The sequence below is a fragment of the Vibrio sp. V39_P1S14PM300 genome (assembly GCF_009904765.1).
In the GTDB taxonomy this organism is placed as follows: Bacteria; Pseudomonadota; Gammaproteobacteria; order Enterobacterales; family Vibrionaceae; genus Vibrio; species Vibrio proteolyticus.
In genome coordinates this window covers 1-25004 of the sequence record NZ_WXWP01000146.1, presented here as the reverse complement: position 1 = coordinate 25004, position 25004 = coordinate 1, and the positions used below count along the sequence as shown (strand labels likewise).

Sequence of the window (25004 nt, the reverse complement as noted above, 5' to 3'; positions counted from 1 at the left end):
TATGGGACCGTTATGGCTCGATGTGGAAGGTTGTGAACTGACCGCAGAAGATCGTGAAATTCTTCAACACCCGACGGTGGGCGGGGTCATCCTATTTGCCCGCAACTATCACGACAATCAACAATTACAAGCGCTGACGAAAGCGATGCGGCAGGCGGCTGGCCGGTCCATCCTGATTGGCGTGGATCAGGAAGGCGGACGGGTGCAGCGCTTTCGTGACGGCTTTTCACTGATCCCGCCCGCGCAGCAGTATGCGTTGCACGATGAAGGTGAAAATCTTGCCCGTCAGGCGGGTTGGCTGATGGCCGCTGAGTTGATTGCCCATGACATTGACCTGAGCTTTGCGCCTGTGCTGGACAAAGGGCATGATTGTAAGGCAATCGGCAACCGCGCATTTGGCGACGATGTGGATACCATTGTTCGTTTCAGTCATGCGTTTATGCACGGCATGAAGTCGGCGGGCATGGCAACCACAGGAAAACATTTTCCGGGGCATGGCGGCGTGATTGCTGATTCGCATTTGGAAACCCCGTTTGATGAACGCGACGATTTGTTCACCAATGACATGCGTATTTTTAAAGCGCAGATTGATGCTGGCGTATTGGATGCGATGATGCCAGCGCATGTGATTTATCCGCACTACGATGCGCAGCCCGCCAGTGGCTCGGAATACTGGCTTAAGCAGGTTTTGCGTCAGCAACTTGGTTTTCAAGGCCTGATTTTTTCCGACGATCTGACGATGGAAGGAGCGGCGGTCATGGGCGGTCCGGCTGCCAGAGCGCATCAGGCACTGGTTGCCGGGTGTGACATGGTGCTGGTGTGCAATCAGCGTGATGCGCAGGTCGAAGTGCTCGACAATCTGCCCATTATGGATGTGCCTGCCGCAGTACCTTTGCTTAAAAAAGCCAGCTATTCACTGCAGGAATTACGTGGTTCGCAGCAATGGCAGCAAGCCTCACAAGCGATGCAGCGTATGCTGGAAGCCTGATCCTCTGAGCCGCTTTGGCGGCTCTGTTCAGTGAAACCCTAACATCTCTTTAAGGTTTTTCAGATAACGCCGGCTGACCGGCACTTTGTGTTCGCTCAGCGTGACAATTTCCGCCAGCCCGTTCTCCAGCAGTTTGATTTCTTTGATCGCCTTGATATTAATCAGATACTGGCGATGACAGCGCACCAGTGGCGTTTTCTCCTCCAGCACTTTTAGTGTCAGCTGGCTGGTGGCCGTTTGTTCATGCGTCTGGATTTGCACACCGCTGATGTCGCTGAAGGCACACTCTACATCCTGAGTCGGAATGATCACAATGCGATTGTGGCCGAAGCACGGCACCTGAGCGAGCGAAGAGGGCGCCAGAATCGAGATGTCCTGGTTGGGACGCTGACTTTTGACCAGGCGTTTGATGGTTTTCTTCAATCGCTCGGTATCGACCGGTTTGAGCAGATAATCAAACGCATTGTCTTCAAATGCCTGAACGGCGTACTGATCGTAGGCCGTCACAAACACCACTTTAGGCATGGTGTCCGGGTCGAGTATGCCCAACAGTTCGATGCCGGTGATCTGGGGCATCTGAATATCCAGAAAGACCACATCGGGTTTGAGCTGGTTGATTTTCTTAAGACCTTCAATGGCGTTACTGGCCTGATCCATCACCTCTATCTGGCCGGTTTCTTCGAGCAGTTCGCTCAGCTCTTCACGCGCGAAGAGTTCGTCGTCAATGACAAGTGCTGAAAGCATGTGACTACCTTAGTACGTTCCCTGATGTGGAATAATAAAACTCATTCTGGTGTATTGGTTCGCGGCAACATCGATCTGCAACGCGGCGAGACGACCAAATTTATTGGTCAGCCGCTTGTCCACAATTTGCATGCCGAGCCCGGTGTGTGCCTCCTGCGGTGGTGTATACAGCCCCGCATTGTCTTCCACCACGATCCGATCTCCGTCCGGCAGCGGCTGAGAGTATATGCGAATGTGCCCGTCTTCAAGTAATTGCGACGTACCGTGTTTGATTGCATTCTCCACCAATGGCTGCAATGTAAAGCTTGGCAGATTTCGTTCCAGAAGCGAGTCGTTGATGTTGATCTCGACCTCTAAGCGGTCGGAGAAGCGCGCGGTTTCGATCGTCAGGTAGGCGTTGACGTGCGCCAGTTCCTCTTTGAGGGTCACGGTCTCGATGTTCTGTTTGAGGTTGCTGCGAAAAAACTGCGATAAATGTTGGATCAGAGCGCGCGCTTTCTCAGGATCCCGACGAGTGATGGCACTGATGGTATTGAGGGCATTGAACAGGAAGTGCGGATTGACCTGGGCATGCAGCAGTTTGATTTCCGCCTGAGACAACAACAGTTGCTTTTGCTGATATTCACCATAGAGGATCTGACTGGAGAGCATTTGTGCGATGCCTTCAGCCATCGACATATTGATGGTCGAAAACAATTTACGCTTTGGTTCATAGAGTTTGATCGTGCCAATCACTCGATCCCCGGCGCGCAGTGGGATGATCAGCGCAGAGCCCAACTTGCAGTCTTTCGATAAAGAGCACTGATAGGGGCTGTCTTTACCGTCGAGGTAAATGATGTCGTTCTGTGCAATCGAGTCGAGCGTGCTTTGCGATGAGATCGGCGTGTTCGGTTTGTGGTGATCATCGCCAATCCCGACAAAGGCCAGAATTTTCTCTTCATCGGTGATCGATACGGCGCCCACGTTGGTTTCTTCGTACACGATCCGGGCGATTTTTTCCGCATTGCGGGTGTTAAACCCAGACGCCAGAATGCCCACAGATCGATCCGCAATATTGAGTGCCCGGCGGGAAAACGTGGCGGAGTATTCTTCAAAGATGGTTTTGCGATCCTGCAGTATGCTCATAAACAGCGCGGCCCCGACCGAGTTGGCGATGATCATGGGGGCCGCAATCGCCGACACCAGCACATAAGCCTGATCAAACGGTTTAGCAACCAATAAAATGATCAGCATCTGGACGATTTCTGCCACCAGAGTGATGGAAAACACCACACTGGGGTTAAACAGCGAAGCCGTTTTGCCTCTGCGCAGCAGATAAGTATGCAACAAGCCACCAATCAGGCCCTCTGCTGTGGTGGATATGGCACAGGCGAGATCAGTAAAGCCACCCAGTGAGTAGCGGTGCATGCCACCGGTAAAGCCAACCAGAAACCCGACCACCGGCCCGCCAAACAGTCCGCCCATCACGGCACCGATGGCTCGGGTATTGGCAATCGCATCATTGATCTGCAAACCGAAGTAAGTCCCCATAATACAGAACAGCGAAAATAGAACATAAACACTGAGTTTGTGACTTAATCTGCTGGAGATGTTTAAAAGCGGCAGGAAGATGGGGGTTTTACTTAGCATGTACGCCAATACCAGATAAACACACATCTGTTGCAGCAGCGAGAGAATAAGGTCCATAGTCAGTTCCATCGGGGTCTTCCGCATATTTTAGGTAAGTTGATACCAAGAAAATACGCTCTGTCCGTGTTTTTTTGATTAAAGAGTTAATATATTGCGTAGTAAATAATAATTTACACTAAATGTTTTTATTGCTTTACGCTTGCATTCTATTTTTAGCCTGATAAGGTAAGTTTTGTTGAGTTTATGAGCTCAATGTTACGTTTGGTGTAAATTTAAATATACAGGTGTTAAGATGCAAAAAAGTGAATTGAGCAACATTAATATTATGGAAGAGCAGGTGCTGATCACACCGGATGAGCTCAAGGCAAAGCTGCCCTTGAGTGATAAGGCTCGTCGCTTTATTCAAGAGTCCCGTCAGACCATTGCCAACATTATCCATAAAAAAGATCACCGCCTGCTCGTGGTATGTGGTCCTTGCTCTATTCACGATATCGACGCCGCCAAAGATTACGCCAAACGTCTGAAAGCCCTGTCTGAACAGCTCAATGATCAATTGTATATCGTGATGCGTGTGTACTTTGAAAAACCGCGTACCACAGTCGGCTGGAAAGGGTTGATCAACGATCCACACCTGGATGGCAGTTTTGACATTGAACATGGTTTGCATGTTGGGCGTCAATTGTTGGTGGAACTGGCTGAGATGGAAATCCCGTTAGCGACGGAAGCCCTCGATCCTATCAGTCCGCAGTACTTGGCCGACACCTTCAGTTGGGCTGCCATCGGTGCCCGCACAACGGAGTCTCAGACTCACCGTGAAATGGCCAGTGGCTTATCGATGCCCATCGGGTTTAAAAACGGCACAGACGGCAGCCTGGCTACCGCTATCAATGCGATGCAGGCGGCTTCTTCCAGCCACCGTTTTATGGGGATCAGCCGGGAAGGCCAGGTGGCTTTGCTGACCACACAAGGTAACCCGAATGGTCATGTGATTCTGCGTGGCGGCAAGCAGACCAACTACGATTCGGTCTCCGTCGCTGAGTGTGAGCAGGAAATGAGCAAGTTAGGGTTGGAAGCGTCTCTGATGGTGGACTGCAGCCATGCTAACTCGCGCAAGGACTACCGTCGTCAGCCGCTGGTGGCAGAAGATGTGATCCATCAGATTCGTGAAGGTAACACGTCGGTCATTGGCCTGATGTTAGAGAGCCATATCAACGAAGGTAACCAGTCATCTGATCTTGCACCAAGTGAGATGGAGTACGGTGTGTCGATCACCGACGCCTGTATCAATTGGGGGGCAACTGAGGCACTATTGCGTCATGCTCATGAAGAGCTGGTGCCGTTTTTGGAAAACCGTCTCAAAGGTTAAGTGAAAGGAAAGTTGGATGGCTGTAGAACTGAATGAACTGCGCGAGCAGATTGACAGTGTCGATAAACAGATACTCAATTTGCTGGCCGAGCGCTTGTCACTGGTAGAAAAAGTCGGAGAGGTGAAAAGTCAGCACGGCCTGCCGATTTATGCCCCGGATCGCGAAGCGGCGATGCTGGCTTCTCGCCGTGAAGAGGCTGAAAAAATCGGCGTTCCGCCGCAGTTAATTGAAGACATTCTGCGCCGGACGATGCGCGAATCCTACGCCAGTGAAAAAGATTCGGGTTTCAAGTGCCTTAATCCAGAGTTGCGTTCTGTGGTGATTATCGGTGGTCACGGTCAACTGGGGGGCTTGTTCGCCCGGATGTTCCGTCTGTCCGGCTATACGGTAAAAATCTTGGGCAGCAAAGATTGGGATCAGGCCGATGAACTGCTCGCGGACGCTGGGTTGGTCGTGGTGACGGTACCGATTCACCTGACGCAGGGGGTGATCGAACGTTTAGGCCATTTGCCACACGACTGCATCCTGTGTGACCTGACGTCAATTAAATCCAAGCCATTGCAGTCGATGCTTCACGTACACTCCGGACCGGTTGTCGGGTTGCATCCAATGTTTGGCCCCGACGTACCGAGTCTGGCAAAACAGGTGATCATCTACTGCAACGGGCGTGGCAGCGAGCAATATCAATGGTTGCTGCAACAGTTCTCTATCTGGGGGGCGAGTTTATGCCTGATCGATGCCGGTGAACATGACCATGGGATGACCCTGATTCAGGCGTTACGTCACTTTACGTCGTTTGCTTACGGTCTGCATCTGAGCCGTGAGAATCCCGATCTGGACAAACTGGTTCAGCTCAGCTCACCCATTTATCGCCTTGAACTGGCGATGGTCGGTCGACTGTTCGCTCAGGATCCCAATCTGTACGGAGACATTATTCTGTCTTCAGACGAGAATATTGAGATGATCAAACGCTTCCATCGCTGCTTTGGTGAAGCGCTGCACATCCTGGAAGGGCATGACAAACAGGCGTTTGTGACCAGTTTTAATCAAGTCAGTGAGTGGTTTGGCCCGTACTCACAACAGTTTATGCGAGAGAGTCAGAACTTGCTCAAGCAGGCCAATGATTCCATCCATCGCGGCTAAAATTGCGTAGATGTGGTACAAAAAGAGCAGCCCGAAGGCTGCTCTTTTTAATGGGGGCTCGGCGAGTCTGCATCGCGGCGCTCGTCGTTGCTGGCGGTTCGGACAGACTCGTTCGGGTAAGGGTGCTGAGTGAGTGCGACCTGCAACTTGACGACCTGATTGACCTGAGCGACCAGTGAAGCCCATTTAACGTGCTTCTCAGCTTTGAACAGCGATTCAAAGTTTTCAGGTGTCCAGGACATCAGGTTGTGCGGGTTAAGGGGGCGTCCAAGAAAACGCACTTCATAGTGCAGGTGTGGGCCGGTGGAGTTTCCCGAGTTGCCGCACTCTGCAATCAGATCGCCTTTGCTGACAAACTGGCCAGCGCGAACTTTGAATGCTTTCAGGTGAGCGTAAGAGCTGGAAAAGCCGAACGCGTGTTGTAAGGTCAGGTAGTGGCCGTACCCCTGGGCACTGGGCCGGGCTGACTCCACCACGCCATCGGCGGGGGCGTACACGGCTTCTCCCATATTACAGGTCAGGTCGATCCCCGCGTGGGTATGGCGTTTACCTGAAATCGGATTGATCCGGCTGCCAAATTCCGATGACACCCGGTTGTAGTTAAGCGGGGTATCGTTTGGGATCATGCGAAACAAGGTGGCGCGCACTGCTGAGTCAATCGCGGCGGCGTCAAGACGCTGCTCGAGACTGTCTTCATCCTCAGGCTGGCTGTCGCTGGCAAGGCCAAGTACGGATTCCACATCATAGACCCGGCGGCCGAGCAGTTGAAGCTGATTACGTTTGGTCTCCAGCTCCTGGCTCAGAGCATGCGTTTCATCCTGTTGTTCGCTGTTGAGTTGGGTCAGGTAGGTGACCTGGGTCTGCTGCTTAATCAAAGCGCTTTCAAGCTGATGTTTTTGCGTGTAGAGGTACAGCAGCGCGGAGCCTGACAGCAGGCTGAACGACAGCAGACCAGCGGCAACAAGTCCGCTTGTTATCAGGCCTTTTTTTGACAAATAAAAGCTGCGATCCCCTGATGGTGTGGGAATCGAAATAGTAATACGTTGTGACATCTCGGGTGTGCTACTCGGCGCTATCGCCTAAATCTGTCAGGTGTTTCAGCTCTCTGTGTAACAGAGCGTCGTCACCGACATTGAGTTCGACCAACCGCTTCAAGTGTCCGATACTTTCAATATCAATATGATCAATGCTGGCACGGAGCATATTGCTATTCATACTAACCACTTTGGCAACCAAGCCGATAGAGACATCACTGTCAGGAAGCGAAAACTGAATATCTACGGTAGCGTCTGCGTTAAGTTGGGTTATGTCCGCATCGACAGACAGGAGTAACCCGTGGAGAGACAGATCGTGGATTTTACCATCCAGGGTCACGTCTCCCTGCCGGAGCTGTGCAGGCGCCTGATAAATCACGCGTGAAAAACGACGTCGTTCCATCTGAATGCACCTTACTGAGTGAGTATTGCTAACAGCATAGCAAACCACACCTTTATACGATGTGTCGTTACTCCGAAAAGGAGCATGGAGTCTGACGTCTCGCGGATTTTGTCACCGCAAAGAATAAAGGCCGCTATGATAGCGGCCTTTGCACAAAATACAAGCAGGATTATTTCGCAATACGTTTGTACTTGATGCGGTGTGGTTCTGCTGCTTCAGGGCCCAAGGTTTTCTTCAGCCAATCCATGTACTCGGTGTAGTTCCCTTCGTAGAAGTTCACCTGACCTTCATCACGGTAGTCGATGATGTGCGTCGCGATACGGTCGAGGAACCAACGGTCGTGCGAGATCACCATGGCACAGCCAGGGAATTCCAGCAGAGCTTCTTCCAGTGCACGCAGGGTTTCTACGTCCAGGTCGTTGGTCGGTTCATCGAGTAGCAACACGTTGCCGCCCGCTTTCAGCAGTTTGGCCAGATGGACACGGTTACGTTCACCACCAGACAGCTCGCCGATGACTTTCTGCTGATCTGAGCCTTTGAAGTTGAAGCGCGAACAGTATGCGCGCGCCGGAATTTCAAAGTTGTTGATCTTGATGATGTCAGCGCCTTCCGAAATTTCCTGGAATACGGTGTTCTTATCGTTCATTGAGTCGCGGAACTGCTCAACAGACGCCAGCTTCACCGTATCTCCCATTTCGATGCTGCCTGAATCCGGTTGCTCGGTGCCGCTCAGCATCTTGAACAGGGTCGATTTACCCGCACCGTTGGCACCGATAATGCCGACGATCGCCCCTTTGGGCATATTGAACGACAGGTCATCAATCAGGACGCGTCCATCGAATGACTTAGTCAGGTTTTTCACTTCAATGACTTTGTCACCCAGACGTTCACCTGGTGGGATAAACAGTTCGTTGGTTTCATTCCGTTTCTGGTGGTCATTGTTCTGCAGTTCCTCAAAGCGGGCCATACGCGCTTTGGATTTGGCCTGACGACCTTTCGGGTTCTGACGTACCCACTCCAGTTCTTTCTCGATGGTCTTTTGACGAGCTTTTTCCTGAGACGCTTCTTGCTGCAGACGCGCATCTTTCTGCTCTAACCACGAGGTGTAGTTGCCTTCCCATGGGATACCTTCACCACGGTCCAGTTCCAGAATCCAGCCCGCAGCATTGTCGAGGAAGTAGCGGTCGTGGGTAATCGCAACCACGGTTCCGGTGTAGTCGACCAGGAAACGTTCCAGCCAGGCCACGGACTCTGCGTCCAGGTGGTTGGTTGGTTCGTCGAGCAGCAGCATGTCTGGTTTTTCAAGCAGCAAACGGCAAATCGCGACACGGCGGCGTTCACCACCAGAAAGATGGGCGATTTTCTGATCCCACTCCGGGAGACGCAGGGCGTCTGCCGCGCGTTCGAGTGTGTTGTCGAGGTTGTGACCGTCTTTGGCCTGGATCAGCGCTTCCAGTTCACCCTGCTCTTTGGCCAGTGCATCGAAGTCTGCGCCGTCTTCTGCGTAAGCTGCATATACCGCATCAAGACGCTTTAGTGCGTCTGCCACATCAGAAACGGCTTCTTCGACGACTTCACGTACGGTTTTGGATTCGTCCAGAACCGGTTCCTGAGGCAGGTAGCCCACATTAAGGCCTGGCTGCGGACGCGCTTCACCATCAATGTCAGTATCAATGCCTGCCATGATGCGCAGCAGGGTCGATTTACCTGCACCATTAAGGCCAAGAACACCGATTTTTGCACCCGGGAAGAAGCTTAGAGAGATGTCTTTCAGAATTTGGCGCTTAGGTGGCACGATTTTGCTCACCCGCGACATGGTATATACGTATTCAGCCATTGCCGATCGTTCCTAAGTTTAAAACCAAGTAAAGGCAACATTTTATACCAAAGCCCTGCGTTTTGTTACCTCCTGAATGTGAAGGAAAGTGAATTTCGCTGTTTCATGGTGTGAAATAATACGTCGTTGAGTGCATATGTCGCACTTTTATGAATTTATGATTATTTACAGCTAATTTACATCCGAATGCTTTACATTTTTCCCTAGAATTAGGGTAATGAGAGGCGTTATTAAACTGAATAAACTATAGGATGAGAGGCGCATGACGCGAACGAGTTTTTCAAAACCGCAAAGCATTCTTTCGTCGGTGGTGGTGATCGCATCACTGGCCAGCGGTACCGCGTGGGCAAACTCTGATAAAGCACTGGAAACCCAACGTAAACTTTACGATCAGGCGCAGACGCTTCTGGACGCTAAAGAGGTCGATGCGTATCAACGGATGCGTTACAAAATTGCCGATTATCCACTGACCCCGTACGTCGATTACCGGACCTTTTTGATTGATCTTGGTGACAAGAGTCCGAGTGAGGTGACAAGTTTTATCGCTGAACACAAGGAGTTTCCTTTCTCGGCACGAGTCAGTGCTCCGTACCTGGCGGCACTTGCCCGTCAGCAGCAATGGCAGACGTTCTTAACTTTCCAGCCACAGCTTCCGTCTGGTGAAACTTATCAGTGCTATTACTATTACGCCAAATACAAAACGGGCAAAAAGCAGGAAGCGTTTGATGGCGCTAAACAGATGTGGCTCAATGGACACAGTGTGTCTGATGCGTGTGATCCACTGTTCAGTGTCTGGGATAAAGCAGGCTACAAAACGGACGAGTTAGTGATGCAGCGAATGCTGCTGGCATTCGATAATCGTAACAGTGCGTTACTGAGTTACCTGCAAAAACAGCTCAAAAGCAACGACGCCAAACAAACCGCGAAAGCCATGCAGGATTTGCTGGCGAAACCACAGTCGGTGCAAAGCTACGCCGCATCACACAGCGCCAGTGAACATAACCGCCGGTTAGTGAAACGTTCTCTGGAACAGTGGGCCCGCCGCAACCCGGAAGCGGTTCAGCGTGCCTATGAGTCGGTGATGACCACGCAGAAATTCAGCGCAGAACAGCGTCAGGAGATGGCGGATTTCATTGCACTGCGGCTGATGAATACGGATTCATCAACCGCAGCGGCGTGGCGGGATAAAATGGTCCGCAGTTCGCAGAATGGGGATTTGATTGAGCGACGCATTCGTCTCTCTATTCAGGAGGCTGACTGGAAGGCGGTGCAAAGTTGGATTACCGTTTTACCAGAATCGCTCAAACAGGATATGCGTTGGCAGTACTGGCAAGGACGTACAGACATTGCTCTGGGGAAAAAAGAGCAGGGCACAGCAACCTTGGAAAAGCTGCTCGGTAAACGCGACTTCTACAGCGCGGCGGCGTCCAAACAACTTGGCAAGCCGTTTGAATATCCAGTCACTAATGTGACACTTGAGCGTCAAGCGGTGGCGCCTTATCAAGCGGCTCTGGCACGTATCCAGGAGTTGATAGCTCGCGATAAAATTGCCGCCGCCAAAAGCGAATGGCGCTGGTTGCTGTATCGTTCGACTCAGGCTGAAAAAGAGATGTTAACCGCGTACGCCGCCAGTCAGCACTGGCACCACTTGACCGTGACCGGTTCTATCTCTGCCAAAATGTGGAACAACATGAAGCTGCGTTTCCCGCTCGCTCATCAGTGGTGGTTTAACTTTTATGGCAAGAAGCACAATATCGATCCGATCACCTTAATGTCGGTGGCGCGCCAGGAGAGTGCACTCGACTCAGAGGCCCGCTCACCGGTTGGAGCGCGTGGCATCATGCAAATCATGCCGGCTACCGCCAAACACACGGCTAAGAAGTACCAGCTCAGTTACGCAGGTGCGGACGAGTTGTACAATGTCAGCAAAAATATTGAAATCGGCAGTACTTATCTCAATGGGCTGTTGGAGCAGTACGACAACAACCGGATTTTTGCGTTCGCTGCCTACAATGCCGGACCGGGCAGGGTCAAGCAATGGCGTCAGCGCAGTGCCGGTGAGCTGGATGCATTCGCGTTTATTGAAATCATTCCGTTTCGTGAAACCCGTGGCTATGTGCAGAACATTTTGATGTTTGAAACCTATTACCGCGACTTGACTGGCGGAGCCGGTGATTTCCTCAAACCGGGCGAGCTGCGTACAAAATATTGATTCCATTGAGCGGCGAAAGCTCTACAATAGTGGCGTTGAATTATTGTAGAGTGAGCCTATGTCGTTAGAACCCGATTACACTGACTGGCAACAGCTGATGGATTTAGTCAAAGACGCGGCCGCCGACGACCAACATACGCTGTTATTGACCATGATGATGACACCGGATGAGCGTGAAGCTTTGGTGGCGAGGCTGAATATAGTCTCTGAGCTACTCAAAGGTGAGAAATCACAGCGCCAGATCAGTCAGATGTTGGGAGTGGGGATCGCCACCATTACCCGTGGGTCCAACGAACTGAAGGCCAAATCGGACACTGAGCGACGGCAAATTGCCCGGCTGATTCTCAAGCAAGACTGAAACAAAAAACGCCAGTGAATACTGGCGTTTTTTGTGCGTTATAAGTTGGCGGGAAAGTGTTCCGGGTTTGTGAATGGGATCAGAGCCAAGATTAAAGCCTGATGATAGACCGAGCTTCGGGTGAGCTGGTGCTGAGTCAGCAAACCGATCGCGCCGCCTTTTTGCTTAATGTTGTCAGTGCCAAACACTTCGTCCATGACATCACCTAGTTCATTTGCCTGAGCGAGTTTTTCCAGCACTTTCGGCGGCAACATCAGGCTGGCTGAGCGAGATTCGCCACGCTGCGTCGGCGATTCAATCACCATCCAGGCGAACGTTACACCACCTTCAATCCCCGCTTCCAGGCCGACGTAGTAATCGCCGTCGTCAATGATCTGTTTGGCGTTGCGCACTCGATTGAGCGCACCGGCACGGGTTTCTTCATCGGTCATCGGTTGGTCGGCCACTTCGCTCGGCACACTGACGCCGACAAACTCAAAGGCTTGTTGGCCGAAGGCGCTGGCAAAGGCACTTTTTACCGCATTGATTTTAGCTGGATTAAGCGAAGCTACGATGACTTTCTTGATTAACATCTGAGGTTCCTTGGTTGTGTTCACTCCACTGGCGCAACTGGCTGAGTGGCATGGGTTCACCAAACAAGAAACCTTGCATGTAATCGCAGTTGTACTCAGACAGCCACTGGCGCATCTCTTCCGTTTCGATCCCTTCTGCGGTGACTTGCATTGCCTGGGACTGACACAATTCAACCAGAGGTTTGATGACTTTCTTGTTATTGGTCGCAAGCAGGGTTTCAAGGAAGAAACGATCCAGTTTGATTTTCTGTACCGGGTACTGCACCAGCTGTTTGATGGACGTGTAACCGGACCCGAAATCATCGATCGCCAGCTTGTATCCTAACAGAGACAGTTCGTGTAACAGAGGAAAACTTTGCGAGTCGGCTGCAAAGGTTTCGGTGATTTCAAAATCAATTAGGTTGGGTTCCACGTTATAATGCTGAGCTTCGTGGTGAATAAAGTTCGCTAGTTGCAGTGAATCGAGTTCGGCAGACGAGAGGTTGATCGACAGGTTGATGGCTTCACGAAACATGGCCTGCAAGTCATGGAAGTCTTTAAATGCAGCGCTGATCACCCAGCGGTCGATGGCACCGAACAGACCAATCTGCTCGGCAATTGGGATGAACTCACTGGGAGGAATGCTGCCAAGCTGCTCGGACTCCCAGCGCAGCAGTGCTTCCACCCCGGCAATTTGGGCACCGTTATGCTTAAAATAGGGTTGGTAGACCAGATAGAACTCATCATCAAAACGGCCACTACGCAGCGCGCGTTCAATCTGAGTACGACGCTGACCAGCACGGGCCAGATCTTCCGAGTAGTAAGCAATCTGGTTTTTACCGGCTTTCTTAGCCTGGTACATGGCCGTATCGGCATTGGATAACAGCTTAGCGACTTCTTTGCCGTCTTTAGGATACGTGGCAATGCCGATACTGGCGGTAATGGGGAAGTTTTTCAGCAGTGACCGTTTGCCACTGGCGATGGGCTCAATCACCTGGGCGGCAAACTCTTCGGCAACATGTTCAACCTGATGTGCCCGAGGCGTAGAGATGAACACAGCAAATTCATCACCGGACAGGCGGGATGCCAGACACTTGACCGGGTATTTACTCTGGAATTGCTCACACAGTGCCGTGATGTGTTTCGCGAAACTGACCAGCAGAGAGTCGCCGACCTGATGACCGTATTTGTCATTCACATACTTGAAGTTATCCAGATCAATATACAACACCCAGACATAACGGTTCTGAAACTGGTTGGCCAGAGCGCGTTCTGCGTACGCCTGAAACTGATGGCGGTTGGCCAGTTGCGTCAGATGATCATTTTCGGCTAGCACTTTGGTCTTCTGATAGGTGGAATCCAGCTCCTGATACATATCATAAAAGCGCGATGACAGACGGCCGATTTCGTCATTGCTGTGCAGTCGTTCAATGTTCTTGCGTTTGTGACCTTCCACTTCCCGTAACTGGCGTTCCAGAGTGCTGATAGGGCGGATAACATGACGATACAGCAGAAACAACAACAGCAGCACCGTGGTAATGGATGACAGGCCGAACGCGATTGCCAGGTTCTGGCTGACTTTGTTGAGTTTGTTGCGGATCAGATAATGAGCCGGGTCCAGCGTGGCGTAGAAATCGTTCAGCAGTTTGACGGTATGTGTTTGCGTGCCGGCTTGTGCCAGCGGCTCAGGTGTGAAGAAAATGCTGCTCTGATTATCGAACTCAATTTGATTACGCAGCCGGTTGAATGCATCGAGTGACACCGATACAACCACAAAAAAAAGCTCGTTCTTGTTGTAGCTCAGTGGCGACGACAAGGTGCGTTTGTCGAGGACATCATAGCGGACCAATACGCCGTCACCCTGTCCATTTTGGGTGTAGCCGATGTGAGAAGTGTGGCTGGTGGCGTCGTATGTCTGTTCAACGTATTCAAGAATAGACGGATCGAGTTTGGCGAACGGCTCATTGCTGTTGTCGGCGTAATACTGGGGATGTTTTTTATCATCCAGAATGGCGATGCCGGTAAAGGATTGCTGAGAGGCCTGAAGATTGGCGATGGTGTCTTGCAGATTTTCGATCAGTTCAAACTGGCGATAGGGGTTATCGCTGTTGGCCACATAATGGCGAATGATGTCACTCTTGGTCAGGGTAAACGAATAACTGTTCAGCAAAGAAACCGACTGCCGAAAGTGACCGGCCAGCTTTTCCATGTTGAGCTGAAGGTAGCTGTCTTCCAGCTTGATCAGCGCATCTCTCTGGCCGTTGTAAATAGTGTAACCTGATACTGCTGCACTGAGCAGGATAACCGGAGCAACCAGTAGCAGTATCCTAGTATTTAGCTTCATGACGTTTAATTATACTGTTTATTATTTTGGCTCTTAGGCCTATGTTTGAATTTGACAGCTCAGCATCGATGAGTCCGTGGTCAATTTGATCTTGCGACAAAAACAATGATGTATCATTAACATAATAGTCTGGAAGTAGTTTCAATGCGCTTAAATTTGGCGTCGCAGCCCTGATATCAATTGCATTTTTTGCAGCAATGTTGGGATCTAGCAAAAAGTTTATAAAAGACTTTGCCAACGATTTATTTTGTGAGTGGTTGCTGACGGCCAGGCAGTCTACCCAGATGAATGCCTGACCTTGTGGCCGGGCGAACGCCCATTTATCACCCGAGAAAGAACGATTCAGCGAATAGTGGTCACCACTGTAGGCGAGTGCCATGTGTAGTTCTTCTGCACTTTGGTGGCTTCGCACATAACTGAGCACGTATTCGTAAGTCAACACGTTATGATTGAACGGTTTCAAATCCTCGTAAGCCTGTTTGAGTTTGTCTTCACTGCCGGTGAAGGGCGATGCCCCCTGTGCGTAAAGGCTGGGTAACAGGGTTTCGACACTGTCGGTGATCATCCCGATATGTTGAGTGAGCGAGGCCGGTGGGTGCATGAACTCTTGCCAGGTCTGAGGAGGTTTGGTGACTTTATCTTTGCGGTATACGTAGCCGACGGTGCCCCAGAAATAAGGCACCGCGTGAGTACCGCAAGCCTGATTCCAGATGGACGCGTTGTGCTGACGGTTTGGTATGTCTGACAGATCAATAAACGAACCCTGACGGGCATAAATTTGCGCCGAGACATTATCGAGCACCACAATATCGAATGGAAGCTGCACCCCTTTTAGCATCAACAGACTGCGCTCGTCGTCGTTGTCAAAGTGCGAGGTGGTTAATGTCGCTTTATGTTCTTGTTGCCACTGGTCGATGACCCGCTGAGACAAAGTGTCTTCCCACAGGTACATGTTGAGGTTTTGCGTTTGAGCAGCTGCGAACGGGCTCAGCAGAGCCGGGAATAACAAGACGTATTTTAACTTCATACGGGTAGGTAGGGCCTATCTTAAGTGTTAGGTAAACCGCCTATCAGAATGAAAGAGCTGTACTTTTGTACAAAAAGCTGAGCACTTATCCAATATGCAACCAAGTAGGCCTGATGGTAAAAGTTATATGGATAAGTGTCAGCAATGAATGGGGAATTCTATGACTAAGTTAAACTTATTGAAGCTGAACCTGAGTCGGTTTGACGTTTTCGATTGGGTAACATCCTAGTACTTTCAAATGCTTGGTTATTTTCGTCAGTTCCGCCAATGCCTGTTGCATACCGTCTGAGTCCAGGTGTGCTTCAAGATCCACGTAAAACATCTCTTCCCACGGGTTACCCATGATCGGGCGCGATTCCAGCTTGGTCATATTGATGCCGTAACGTTGCAGAACCAACAGAGTTTCAACCAGAGAACCCGCCTGTTGTGACGTAGACATGATCAATGTGGTTTTGGCTGGGATCTGCGTCGAGACTTCAACTGGCTTACGTGCCACCACGATGAAGCGGGTGTGGTTTTCGGTCTGGTTAGCGATGTTGCCTTGTATGGGCTGCAGCCCATACAGTTTGCCGCTGGAGGCATTACCGATAGCGGCGATGTCATCGCGATTCAGCTCTTTGACCTTTTGCATTGCGTCGGCGGTACTGGCACACGACTCCAGCGTGACACCGTCCAGGCGACTAAGAAACTCGCTGCATTGCTGATGTGGCTGAGGGTGTGAATACAGCGTTTTGATGTGTTCCAGGCGAATGTCTTTGGTGGCCAGCAGGCAATGCTCAATCGGCAGCGTCAGTTCGCCGACGATGTACAGTGTCGTGTGCTGCAACAAATCATATACTTCATTGATTGAACCGGAGCTGGTGTTTTCGATCGGCAGGACGCCATAGTCGGCATGCCCCGATTCAACAGTCGTGGTCACTTCCTTAAAGCGATCGCAGTTGAGCTCGATTAACTCTGTGTTCTTGCGGCTGAAGTACTCACGACTGGCCAAATGTGAATAAGAACCTTTGGCGCCCAGAAAGGCCACTCTGGCGAGAGGTTTGCGGCTTTGCTGTGGGTTGGCCAGATTTTGCAGGTAAGCCTGTTGCAGCAGAACGGAGTCTTCGATGATGGTGTGGAAAATTTTAGTGATGTACGGTGCGTCAAGCTGATACTTGTCTTTACCGTTATTGATCAGTTTGACTAATAGCTGCTGCTCACGCTCCGCATCACGCACGGGTTTGGACGTCTCCACTTTGCTTTTCGCTACTTCAATACTCATCTGACGGCGTTCAGACAACAGGTTAAGCAACTGGTCATCAAGTTCATTGAGACGCAGTCGGATTTCATCAAGTGAGTAGTGCTTATCAGTCATAAAATTTTCCTTATAAAAAAGCCTCCCGTTTGGGAGGCTTTCTGTTCGTTTTTGACTTATCTTCCGCGAACGAGCAGGCCTCCAGCTTCAGTGGAGAAAAAAGAAGTCAAAAAAGAACAGTGAGGTCAGGCGCATATTCGTGTCTGGGGTTAAAAGAACTGTAAACACAATAAGCAAGCGGACATAGGGCGTCAAGCAAAAAAATAGCGCCTTTCGGCGCTATTTCTTGTCTCCTGTCAACTATTCGATCTCTTCTTCCGGCTCAGGTTTTTCGGCTCGGCGAGCTTCGGGTTTGTGACGTAGTTTGTTGAGCTGTCGTTCCAGTTTCTGTTCGGCCTCATTGACGGCAGCGTATAAATCTTCATGAATGGCGGAAGCCACAAGCTGCCCCTTCGGTATGGTGATGATCGCTTCAAACTTCATTTGTTTGTTCGGCTGCTCGCTGAACGTTGCCTGACAGCTAATGATGTCGACTTGCCATTTTTCCAGTTTTTTAAATTTACTCTCAATGTGAGTACGGATAGCAGAGGTGATTTCGATGTTTTTGCCAGTGATGTTTACTTTCATAGATGTTTTCCTCTGTTGCATCCCTCATGGGTTGAGTTCAGATTACCTGTTTGGTGTGCATGAAACGTGATGTAGATCATGTTTTGTTGGCTGGTTTTGGCCATCAGAATCAAATGTGATCTTTCGCAAAGAGTGCAGGCGTTGTTCGCATAAAAAGCTTGTACATATGAAAAAACACGCTAGATTGGGAGAGGTAGCAGGCTAAAAATATTCAGTTTTTAGGGATGTTTTTCGGCCTGAAACAAAGTGGTGATGAAATTCTCACCATCACTGTACTGAGAACCTAATCACACTTTTCTTCTCTCCAACGTCACGTATCTTCACTGAGCCATTTTCTGGTCGATTTTGGCTGCTGTCGCTTCACGTTCACGACGAATTTTCGACAGCTGTTTATAGACGACATAGTATCGGTTGACGTTAGACACATACACCACGGGCTGGCTGCCGATGTTGCGGCGGGCCATCAGTTCTACGTGGCGAAACCAAACATTCGGATTGTAACCGTGTTTTACCGCCAGCTCGCGCATTCGACGAATATTGGCCGGACCGGCGTTGTAGGCCGCTAAAGCAAAATAGACTTTGTTGTCATAGCTGATGGCGTCATCGTTAAAGTAACGGTCTTTAATGAAGCGCATGTACTTGATGCCCGCATGAATATTGTTTTCTGTTTTATAGATATCAGGAATATTCACGTACGGCTCCCGGGCGGTTGTCGGCAGGACCTGCATAATGCCAACAGCGCCTTGCGAGGAGACTTTACTCTGATCTAGCCCGGATTCCTGAAAGCCCTGAGCCGACATCATCAAATAATCAAACTGATATTGCTTGGCGTAACGCTGAAAGAGGGTGGTTAAGGTGTCCAACTTTTGGATCGCTGCCGGGTTCAGGGCTTTATCCAGCCAGCAGGAACTGTCGAGATACTTGCCAAAGATTACATTGCCCAGCAGTGTGCCGGAGCGGGCGGTGTTAATGAACGTGTTCAGCTCCTGTTTGAGTTTGGGGCTGTGCTGGCGCAGAGCCCAGGCTATCTGACCGTTTTCGCGCAGTGGCAACTGACGATGTACCCGGATGTGCGGCATCACATCGAGCCAAATTTGGGTCTTATGTTCGTCCATCACCGTCATCCCAATATGCCCTTGTTCAAGCATTTCTAGCAGATCGTAATCCTCCAGCACTTCGTCGACGAACTGAATGCGAAGTGGTTCAAGATTGGCCGTTGTCAGTTGATGATTCACGCGTTGCAGGCTTTCCGCATAACTGGAACTGGCACGCACCCAGACCTCAAGGCCACTGAGCTGTTTGATGTGGGTGATGTCAGGCTGAGCAGCATTGGTGACCAGTAATTCCCGAACATCACTCAATAGTGGGTCGGTGAAATCCAGGTGGTCGGCGCGACTATTTGTGATGGTGATGTTGGCCGCGGCGATGTCCCCCAAACCTTGTTCCAAAGAGGACAGCAGGTCATCGCGTGGCACCGGAATCACCTGTACTTGCAGGCCTTTATGGTGTTGTTTGAGCTGGGTTTCGAAGTGGCTAAGTAATTCGGCGATGATGCCTTTAGGTTGACCGGCTTCCACGTAATAAAACCCCAGATCGGCGGAGACCAGTACCCGGATCACGCCTTTTTGCCGCATGATATCCAAATCACCGGTATAGGGCAGTTGACGCAGCGGTGACAGTTCCAATGAAAATCCGTTGAGAGAGAGGCAGCACAACAGCAAAGCGATTATCTCTCGCATAACATCTGTTCCTTCTGATGCTTATTGAGTTAAAGCTTAGTTTCTGCACGGGCGTTGTGCCATCAGGAACAAAAAAACCACTTCAGATGAAGTGGTTTTGTCTTGCGTGAGTCTGCTTAGATTGGGTTGAGCTTCATCAACGCTTCGGTCCGCTGGACGGCGTCTTGTAATCCCAGTTCCTTATAGGCATCGCGCTGAATTTTCAGTGATTTACGTGCCGCTTCAGTATCTGGATAAGCTTTTTGCAGCTCTTGCGCACGATTGATCGCGGCGATCCATGCTTCACGGCGCAGGTAGAAGTCTGCGGTGGCTAAGTCATATTCAGCCAGGCGGTTTTTCAATGCGATCATGCGTTTGTGCGCGTCTTCGGCGTATGGGCTGCTCGGGTAACGTTGCAGCAGTTTCTTAAAGTCAATGAAGGCGGCTTTGACCGGCTCTGGATCGCGGTCACTGCGATCAATGTTAAACAGATCGTGCATAAAGTTACGATCCTGAGCCATGTGCGTCAGACCGCGCATGTACAGTACCCAGTCGGTTTTGGCGTGTGTTGGGTTCAGACGCATGAAACGTTCGATGGTTGCCAGACCCAGTGCCAGATCATCATTTTTGTAGTAAGCGTAAATCAGGTCGAGCTGAACCTGCTCTGAATAGGCACCAAATGGGTAACGCGAATCAAGAGCTTCCAGCTTTTCAATCGCAGTCTGCCAGTTGCCGCTTTGCAGAGAAGATTGTGCGTCTGAATACAGTTCAGAAGGTGGAACATCCGGAACAACCTGCTCGCTACTTGAACAGCCGACTAAAAGTGATAACGCTAACAGGCCAGATAAAGTGTGGTGTTTCATGTCAGGAGTCGATTCCTTGAATTTAAATATTTCTTCAGCTTCCGTTACTTTCTTACCAGTAACAGATACAATGACGCAATAGTGTATTTTTCCATAGTAGTGAGCATTAGTCTCACAGTTTTTAAAAAAGTTCGATATGGCTCAGCAGATTGAATTAACAAACACAGTAAAAGACAGTCAATTGGGTCAGCGTCTTGACCAGGCTGTCGCTGAATTATTCAGTGATTTTTCGCGTTCTCGCCTTAAAGAGTGGTTACTGGACGGCAAAATCATGGTCGATGGCAGCGTGGTGACGAAACCTCGCGTGAAGGTGATGGGCGGTGAAGTAATTACTGTTCAGGCCGAACTGGAAGACGAAGAGCGCTGGGAAGCGCAGGATATCCCGCTGGATATTGTGTACGAAGATGACGACATCATCGTGATCAATAAGCCTCGGGACTTCGTGGTGCACCCGGGAGCGGGCACGCCTGACGGCACGGTTCTGAACGCGTTGTTGTTCCACTATCCGGAGATCGCCGAAGTACCGCGAGCGGGCATTGTCCATCGTCTGGATAAAGACACCACAGGTTTAATGGTGGTCGCGAAAACCGTACCGGCGCAGACTCGTCTGGTTCGCGCGCTGCAAAAGCGTCACATCACTCGTGAATACGAAGCGATTGCGATTGGCCGCATGACCGCAGGCGGAAAAGTGGACAAACCGATTGGCCGCCACTCTACCAAGCGAACCTTGATGGCCGTCAGCCCGATGGGGAAACCGGCGGTGACGCATTACCGGGTAGCGGAACATTTCCGTGAACATACCCGTATTCGTCTGCGTCTGGAAACCGGTCGTACACACCAGATCCGGGTGCATATGTCTTACCTGCAACATCCGTTGCTGGGCGATACCGCATACGGTGGCCGTGCACGTATTCCATCAGGGGCGTCCGATACGTTAGTGGACATGATTCGCGGTTTTGATCGCCAGGCGTTGCATGCTGCGATGTTAAGGTTTGAACATCCCGTCACAGGAGAAGAGCTGGAGTTTCACGCTCCGGTGCCTGCTGATATGGTGGCTATTACTGATGCTCTGCGCGAAGATACGCAACTGCACGGTCTGGAAGACGAGTATTAATCATGGAACTGATCATCCCTGACTGGCCAGCACCGGCCAAAGTTAAAGCATGTGCGTCTACCCGTCTGGGTGGCTACTCTCGTGCTCCTTATGAAGGCCTGAATCTGGGCGTTCATGTCGGGGATGACTGGATTGTGGTTGAGAAAAACCGTCAATTACTGGCCGCTCAGGCGGCAATGCCCTCGTTGCCTGTGTGGCTCAATCAGACTCATTCTACCCGGGTGATTGAACTGTTGGCTCCGACCAGTAAAACTCAGGATGCCGATGGCGCATTTACCCGCCAGCGGAATGTTGTCTGTTCTGCGATGACCGCCGACTGCCTGCCAATTTTATTTACCAATAGAGAAGGCACTCAGGTAGCTGCGGTGCATGCGGGGTGGCGTGGCCTGGCTGGTGGTATCGTTGAAAATGCATTGGCAGAGTTTGATAGCGAAGTCATGGCGTGGCTTGGGCCGGCGATTGGTCCTCGCGAGTTTGAAGTCGGTCAGGATGTTCTGGAGGCATTCACGGCGTTTGACCCGCAGGCGGCAGAAGCTTTCACGCCACGTGAGCAGGCCGAAAAATGGCTGGCGGACATGGCCATGCTGGCCACTCAGCGTCTCAATAAAGCCGGCGTCAGTCAGGTTTATCAATCCGGGCTGTGTACAGTTGAGGATCCGCAGCGTTTTTATTCCTACCGCCGCGATGGGATCACCGGACGCCAGGCGACGTTTATCTGGATTGAAGAGTAGCCATCCCTCTTTCGAATCTTCATCACAAGCAAAGCTGAGATAAATCAATCTTAGTGTCGCTTCCCCTTGAATTTCGCTCGATGCGCAACCATCTTTGCAACTGTTAGAGAAACATATCTCAGTTGAGATTAAGAAGGTTGATATGCGTCTAGATAGATTCACAAGTAAGTTTCAAATTGCTATTTCCGATGCTCAGTCGTTAGCGTTGGGGCGCGATCATCAATACATTGAGCCGGTGCACCTGATGGTGGCGTTACTGGATCAAAATGGTAGCCCAATTCGACCGCTGCTCACCATACTGAATGTTGATGTCACGCACTTACGCTCAAAGCTGAGCGAAATTTTAGATCGTCTGCCCAAAGTCAGTGGCATTGGCGGAGATGTTCAGTTGTCGAGTGCGATGGGCACTTTGTTTAACTTGTGTGACAAAGTGGCTCAAAAGCGTAAGGATGCCTACATCTCATCCGAAATTTTCCTCCTCGCAGCACTGGAAGACCGCGGACCGCTCGGCAGCCTGCTCAAAGAGCTCGGTTTGGCCGAGAAAAAAGTCAGCGAAGCGATTGATAACATTCGTGGTGGCCAGACCGTCAACGATCCTAATGCTGAGGAATTGCGTCAGGCGCTGGAGAAATTCACCATTGATCTGACGGAGCGGGCCGAGCAGGGCAAGCTCGATCCCGTGATTGGCCGAGACGATGAAATTCGCCGTACCATTCAGGTGCTGCAGCGCCGTACCAAAAACAATCCGGTGATCATCGGTGAGCCCGGTGTCGGTAAAACCGCGATTGTCGAGGGGCTGGCACAACGGATAATCAACAATGAAGTGCCGGAAGGGCTGCGTAATAAACGGGTCTTATCGTTGGATATGGGCGCGCTGATCGCTGGGGCCAAATATCGCGGCGAGTTTGAAGAGCGGCTTAAATCGGTGCTGAATGAGCTGGCGAAAGAAGAGGGGAACGTCATCCTCTTTATCGATGAAATCCATACCATGGTCGGCGCCGGTAAAGGTGAAGGCTCTATGGATGCCGGTAACATGTTAAAGCCGGCGCTGGCCCGAGGTGAGTTGCATTGCGTGGGCGCCACAACGTTGGATGAATATCGTCAGTACATTGAGAAAGATCCGGCACTGGAGCGACGTTTTCAAAAAGTGCTGGTGGATGAGCCGAGCGTTGAAGATACCGTGGCCATTTTGCGGGGTTTGAAAGAGCGTTATGAGCTGCATCATCATGTTGAAATTACCGACCCGGCGATCGTCGCGGCGGCGGCACTGTCGCACCGTTATATTTCGGATCGCCAATTACCGGATAAAGCGATTGACTTGATCGATGAGGCGGCTTCCAGCATCCGAATGCAAATGGATTCCAAACCTGAGTCTCTGGACAAACTTGAACGCAAGATGATCCAGCTTAAGATTGAGCAGCAGGCTCTGAGTAATGAGCATGATGAAGCGAGTGAAAAGCGGTTGCAGATCCTCAATCAGGAGTTGGAAGAAAAAGAGCGTGAATACGCCGAGCTTGAAGAAGTCTGGAATGCTGAAAAGGCTTCACTGTCTGGGACGCAGCACATTAAATCTGAGTTGGAACAAGCGCGTATGGACATGGAGTTTGCTCGCCGGGCGGGGGATCTGACTCGTATGTCCGAGTTGCAGTATGGCCGAATTCCTGAATTGGAAAAACAGCTGGATTTGGCTACCCAGGCCGAAATGCAGGAAATGACCTTATTACGTAATAAAGTCACGGACAATGAAATCGCTGAAGTCCTCTCTAAACAAACCGGTATTCCGGTCTCAAAAATGCTCGAAGCAGAAAAAGAAAAACTGCTGCGCATGGAGGAGGTACTGCATAAGCGTGTCATTGGCCAGAAAGAAGCGGTCGAAGTGGTGTCGAATGCGATTCGCAGAAGCCGTGCAGGATTGTCGGATCCTAATCGTCCGATCGGTTCGTTCTTGTTCTTGGGGCCAACAGGCGTAGGGAAAACCGAGTTATGTAAAACGCTGGCTTCCTTTATGTTTGACAGCGAAGACGCCATGGTTCGTATCGACATGTCTGAGTTCATGGAGAAACACTCGGTGGCGCGTTTGGTCGGTGCGCCTCCAGGCTACGTTGGATATGAAGAAGGGGGATACCTGACTGAAGCGGTGCGCCGCAAACCCTATTCGGTGATTCTGCTGGACGAAGTTGAAAAAGCCCATCCGGATGTCTTCAATATTTTGTTGCAGGTACTGGATGATGGCCGTCTAACGGATGGGCAGGGTCGTACGGTGGACTTTCGTAATACGGTAGTGATCATGACCTCTAACTTGGGGTCGTCACGTATTCAGGAAAACTTTGCCACACTTGATTATCAAGGTATCAAAGAGCAGGTGATGGAAGTAGTCAGTAAACACTTCCGTCCTGAGTTCTTGAACCGGGTTGATGAAACGGTCGTGTTCCATCCTCTTGGCCAAGAACATATTAAGTCGATTGCTAAGATTCAGTTGCAGCGTCTAGCAAAACGTATGGAAGAGCGCGGTTTTGAGCTGGAGATCTCTGAGAAAGCGCTTGAGCTGATAGCGCAAGTCGGTTTTGATCCGGTATTCGGTGCTCGTCCTTTGAAACGTGCGATTCAACAAAGTGTTGAAAACCCGTTGGCCAAAGCGATTCTTGCCGGAGAAGTGGTACCGGATAAGAAAGTTAAACTGATTGTCAGTAACGACCAGATCATCGCGCATCAGGACTAAATACGACAACTTGGAAAATAAAAGGGGCTGCCAAGCCCCTTTTTTGTCGGATTTTTCTTCGTTGTGGCTATTTCGTAAACGAACGAACAGAAAAGTCGTGTTTTTTTTATTTTCTCTATTGTGTTCATTTCTAAAGTACCTATAATGCGCCTCCGTTGCCACGGGAAACCGGCTGAATCAGCAGGCAGCAAATCGGTCTGAAAGTTAAGTGATTAACTTTCGAAGAAATAACGAAAAAAGTGTTTGACACCTAAAGTTATCTCGCTAAAATGGCCGTCCGTTTTGAGCGAAAGCGAAAAAC

The 25004-nt window shown here is 50.5% G+C and carries 20 protein-coding genes and 1 other annotated feature; of the genes, 8 read left to right on the top strand and 12 right to left on the bottom strand.

The annotated features are described in order from the left end of the window. The first annotated feature begins 1 nt into the window (after window position 1). Complete coding sequence (gene nagZ / locus CAG65_RS07100) at window positions 2-988, top strand: beta-N-acetylhexosaminidase (RefSeq protein ID WP_161447355.1); 987 nt, start codon at window positions 2-4, stop codon at window positions 986-988. 27 nt (window positions 989-1015) lie between these two features. Here the strand turns inward: nagZ and btsR are convergent, their stop codons facing one another. After that, window positions 1016-1732: a two-component system response regulator BtsR gene (gene btsR, locus CAG65_RS07095; RefSeq protein ID WP_161453075.1), complete on the bottom strand. Its 717-nt coding sequence runs from the start codon at window positions 1730-1732 to the stop codon at window positions 1016-1018. 9 nt (window positions 1733-1741) lie between these two features. Then, entirely contained in the window at window positions 1742-3418 is a 1677-nt protein-coding gene (locus tag CAG65_RS07090) for a sensor histidine kinase (protein ID WP_040902694.1), read from the bottom strand. 235 nt (window positions 3419-3653) lie between these two features. Here CAG65_RS07090 and CAG65_RS07085 point away from each other — a divergent pair, with 235 nt between their 5' ends. Then, a complete protein-coding gene (locus CAG65_RS07085; RefSeq protein ID WP_161453073.1) occupies window positions 3654-4727 on the top strand; it encodes a 3-deoxy-7-phosphoheptulonate synthase in 1074 nt (357 codons plus the stop codon). A 16-nt stretch (window positions 4728-4743) separates the two neighbouring features. Beyond that, window positions 4744-5871 carry a bifunctional chorismate mutase/prephenate dehydrogenase gene (gene tyrA / locus CAG65_RS07080; RefSeq protein ID WP_161453071.1) on the top strand — a complete coding sequence of 376 codons (1128 nt, stop codon included), beginning with the start codon at window positions 4744-4746 and terminating at the stop codon, window positions 5869-5871. Window positions 5872-5918: 47 nt separating this feature from the next. On the opposite strand, the gene CAG65_RS07075 is transcribed toward tyrA, so the two are convergent. From CAG65_RS07075 to ettA, 3 genes are all read right to left on the bottom strand, one after another. Continuing rightward, on the bottom strand, window positions 5919-6923 hold the full coding sequence (locus tag CAG65_RS07075; protein WP_161453068.1) for a M23 family metallopeptidase: 1005 nt from the start codon (window positions 6921-6923) through the stop codon (window positions 5919-5921). Window positions 6924-6933: 10 nt separating this feature from the next. Then, complete coding sequence (locus CAG65_RS07070; RefSeq protein WP_161447655.1) at window positions 6934-7308, bottom strand: PilZ domain-containing protein; 375 nt, start codon at window positions 7306-7308, stop codon at window positions 6934-6936. 169 nt (window positions 7309-7477) lie between these two features. Beyond that, window positions 7478-9145: an energy-dependent translational throttle protein EttA gene (gene ettA, locus CAG65_RS07065; RefSeq protein WP_161453066.1), complete on the bottom strand. Its 1668-nt coding sequence runs from the start codon at window positions 9143-9145 to the stop codon at window positions 7478-7480. Window positions 9146-9407: 262 nt separating this feature from the next. Between ettA and sltY the strand changes: the two genes are divergently transcribed. Together sltY and trpR are read left to right on the top strand one after the other, a co-directional pair. Then, on the top strand, window positions 9408-11357 hold the full coding sequence (gene sltY / locus CAG65_RS07060; RefSeq protein WP_161453065.1) for a murein transglycosylase: 1950 nt from the start codon (window positions 9408-9410) through the stop codon (window positions 11355-11357). Window positions 11358-11415: 58 nt separating this feature from the next. After that, on the top strand, window positions 11416-11715 hold the full coding sequence (gene trpR / locus CAG65_RS07055) for a trp operon repressor (protein ID WP_021705608.1): 300 nt from the start codon (window positions 11416-11418) through the stop codon (window positions 11713-11715). Between the two features lie 38 nt (window positions 11716-11753). Here trpR and yjjX read toward each other — a convergent pair whose 3' ends face one another. From yjjX to bamD, 7 genes are all read right to left on the bottom strand, one after another. Continuing rightward, window positions 11754-12287: an inosine/xanthosine triphosphatase gene (gene yjjX, locus CAG65_RS07050; RefSeq protein ID WP_021705607.1), complete on the bottom strand. Its 534-nt coding sequence runs from the start codon at window positions 12285-12287 to the stop codon at window positions 11754-11756. Further along, window positions 12253-14610: a putative bifunctional diguanylate cyclase/phosphodiesterase gene (locus tag CAG65_RS07045; protein WP_161453063.1), complete on the bottom strand. Its 2358-nt coding sequence runs from the start codon at window positions 14608-14610 to the stop codon at window positions 12253-12255. The genes yjjX and CAG65_RS07045 overlap by 35 nt, the downstream gene beginning before the upstream one ends. Continuing rightward, the gene (locus CAG65_RS07040; protein ID WP_161453061.1) at window positions 14594-15637 is read right to left on the bottom strand and encodes a polyamine ABC transporter substrate-binding protein; all 1044 of its coding nucleotides are present in this window, start codon (window positions 15635-15637) and stop codon (window positions 14594-14596) included. The genes CAG65_RS07045 and CAG65_RS07040 overlap by 17 nt, the downstream gene beginning before the upstream one ends. Before the next feature lie 175 nt (window positions 15638-15812). Then, on the bottom strand, window positions 15813-16991 hold the full coding sequence (gene pheA / locus CAG65_RS07035; RefSeq protein WP_161453059.1) for a prephenate dehydratase: 1179 nt from the start codon (window positions 16989-16991) through the stop codon (window positions 15813-15815). Window positions 16992-17002: 11 nt separating this feature from the next. Then, window positions 17003-17121: a sequence feature (Phe leader region), on the bottom strand. A 110-nt stretch (window positions 17122-17231) separates the two neighbouring features. Then, the gene (gene hpf / locus CAG65_RS07030) at window positions 17232-17558 is read right to left on the bottom strand and encodes a ribosome hibernation-promoting factor, HPF/YfiA family (protein ID WP_161453057.1); all 327 of its coding nucleotides are present in this window, start codon (window positions 17556-17558) and stop codon (window positions 17232-17234) included. Window positions 17559-17878: 320 nt separating this feature from the next. Then, a complete protein-coding gene (locus tag CAG65_RS07025; RefSeq protein WP_161453055.1) occupies window positions 17879-19297 on the bottom strand; it encodes a lytic transglycosylase F in 1419 nt (472 codons plus the stop codon). A gap of 116 nt (window positions 19298-19413) precedes the next feature. After that, window positions 19414-20139 carry an outer membrane protein assembly factor BamD gene (gene bamD / locus CAG65_RS07020; RefSeq protein WP_161453053.1) on the bottom strand — a complete coding sequence of 242 codons (726 nt, stop codon included), beginning with the start codon at window positions 20137-20139 and terminating at the stop codon, window positions 19414-19416. A 136-nt stretch (window positions 20140-20275) separates the two neighbouring features. On the opposite strand from bamD, the gene rluD reads away from it, so the two are divergent. From rluD to clpB, 3 genes are all read left to right on the top strand, one after another. After that, window positions 20276-21253 carry a 23S rRNA pseudouridine(1911/1915/1917) synthase RluD gene (rluD, locus tag CAG65_RS07015; protein ID WP_161453051.1) on the top strand — a complete coding sequence of 326 codons (978 nt, stop codon included), beginning with the start codon at window positions 20276-20278 and terminating at the stop codon, window positions 21251-21253. 2 nt (window positions 21254-21255) lie between these two features. Next, window positions 21256-21984, top strand: coding sequence for a peptidoglycan editing factor PgeF (gene pgeF, locus CAG65_RS07010; RefSeq protein ID WP_161453049.1), 729 nt, complete (start codon window positions 21256-21258; stop codon window positions 21982-21984). A gap of 142 nt (window positions 21985-22126) precedes the next feature. Beyond that, on the top strand, window positions 22127-24703 hold the full coding sequence (gene clpB / locus CAG65_RS07005) for an ATP-dependent chaperone ClpB (RefSeq protein WP_161453047.1): 2577 nt from the start codon (window positions 22127-22129) through the stop codon (window positions 24701-24703). Window positions 24704-25004 lie beyond the last annotated feature (301 nt).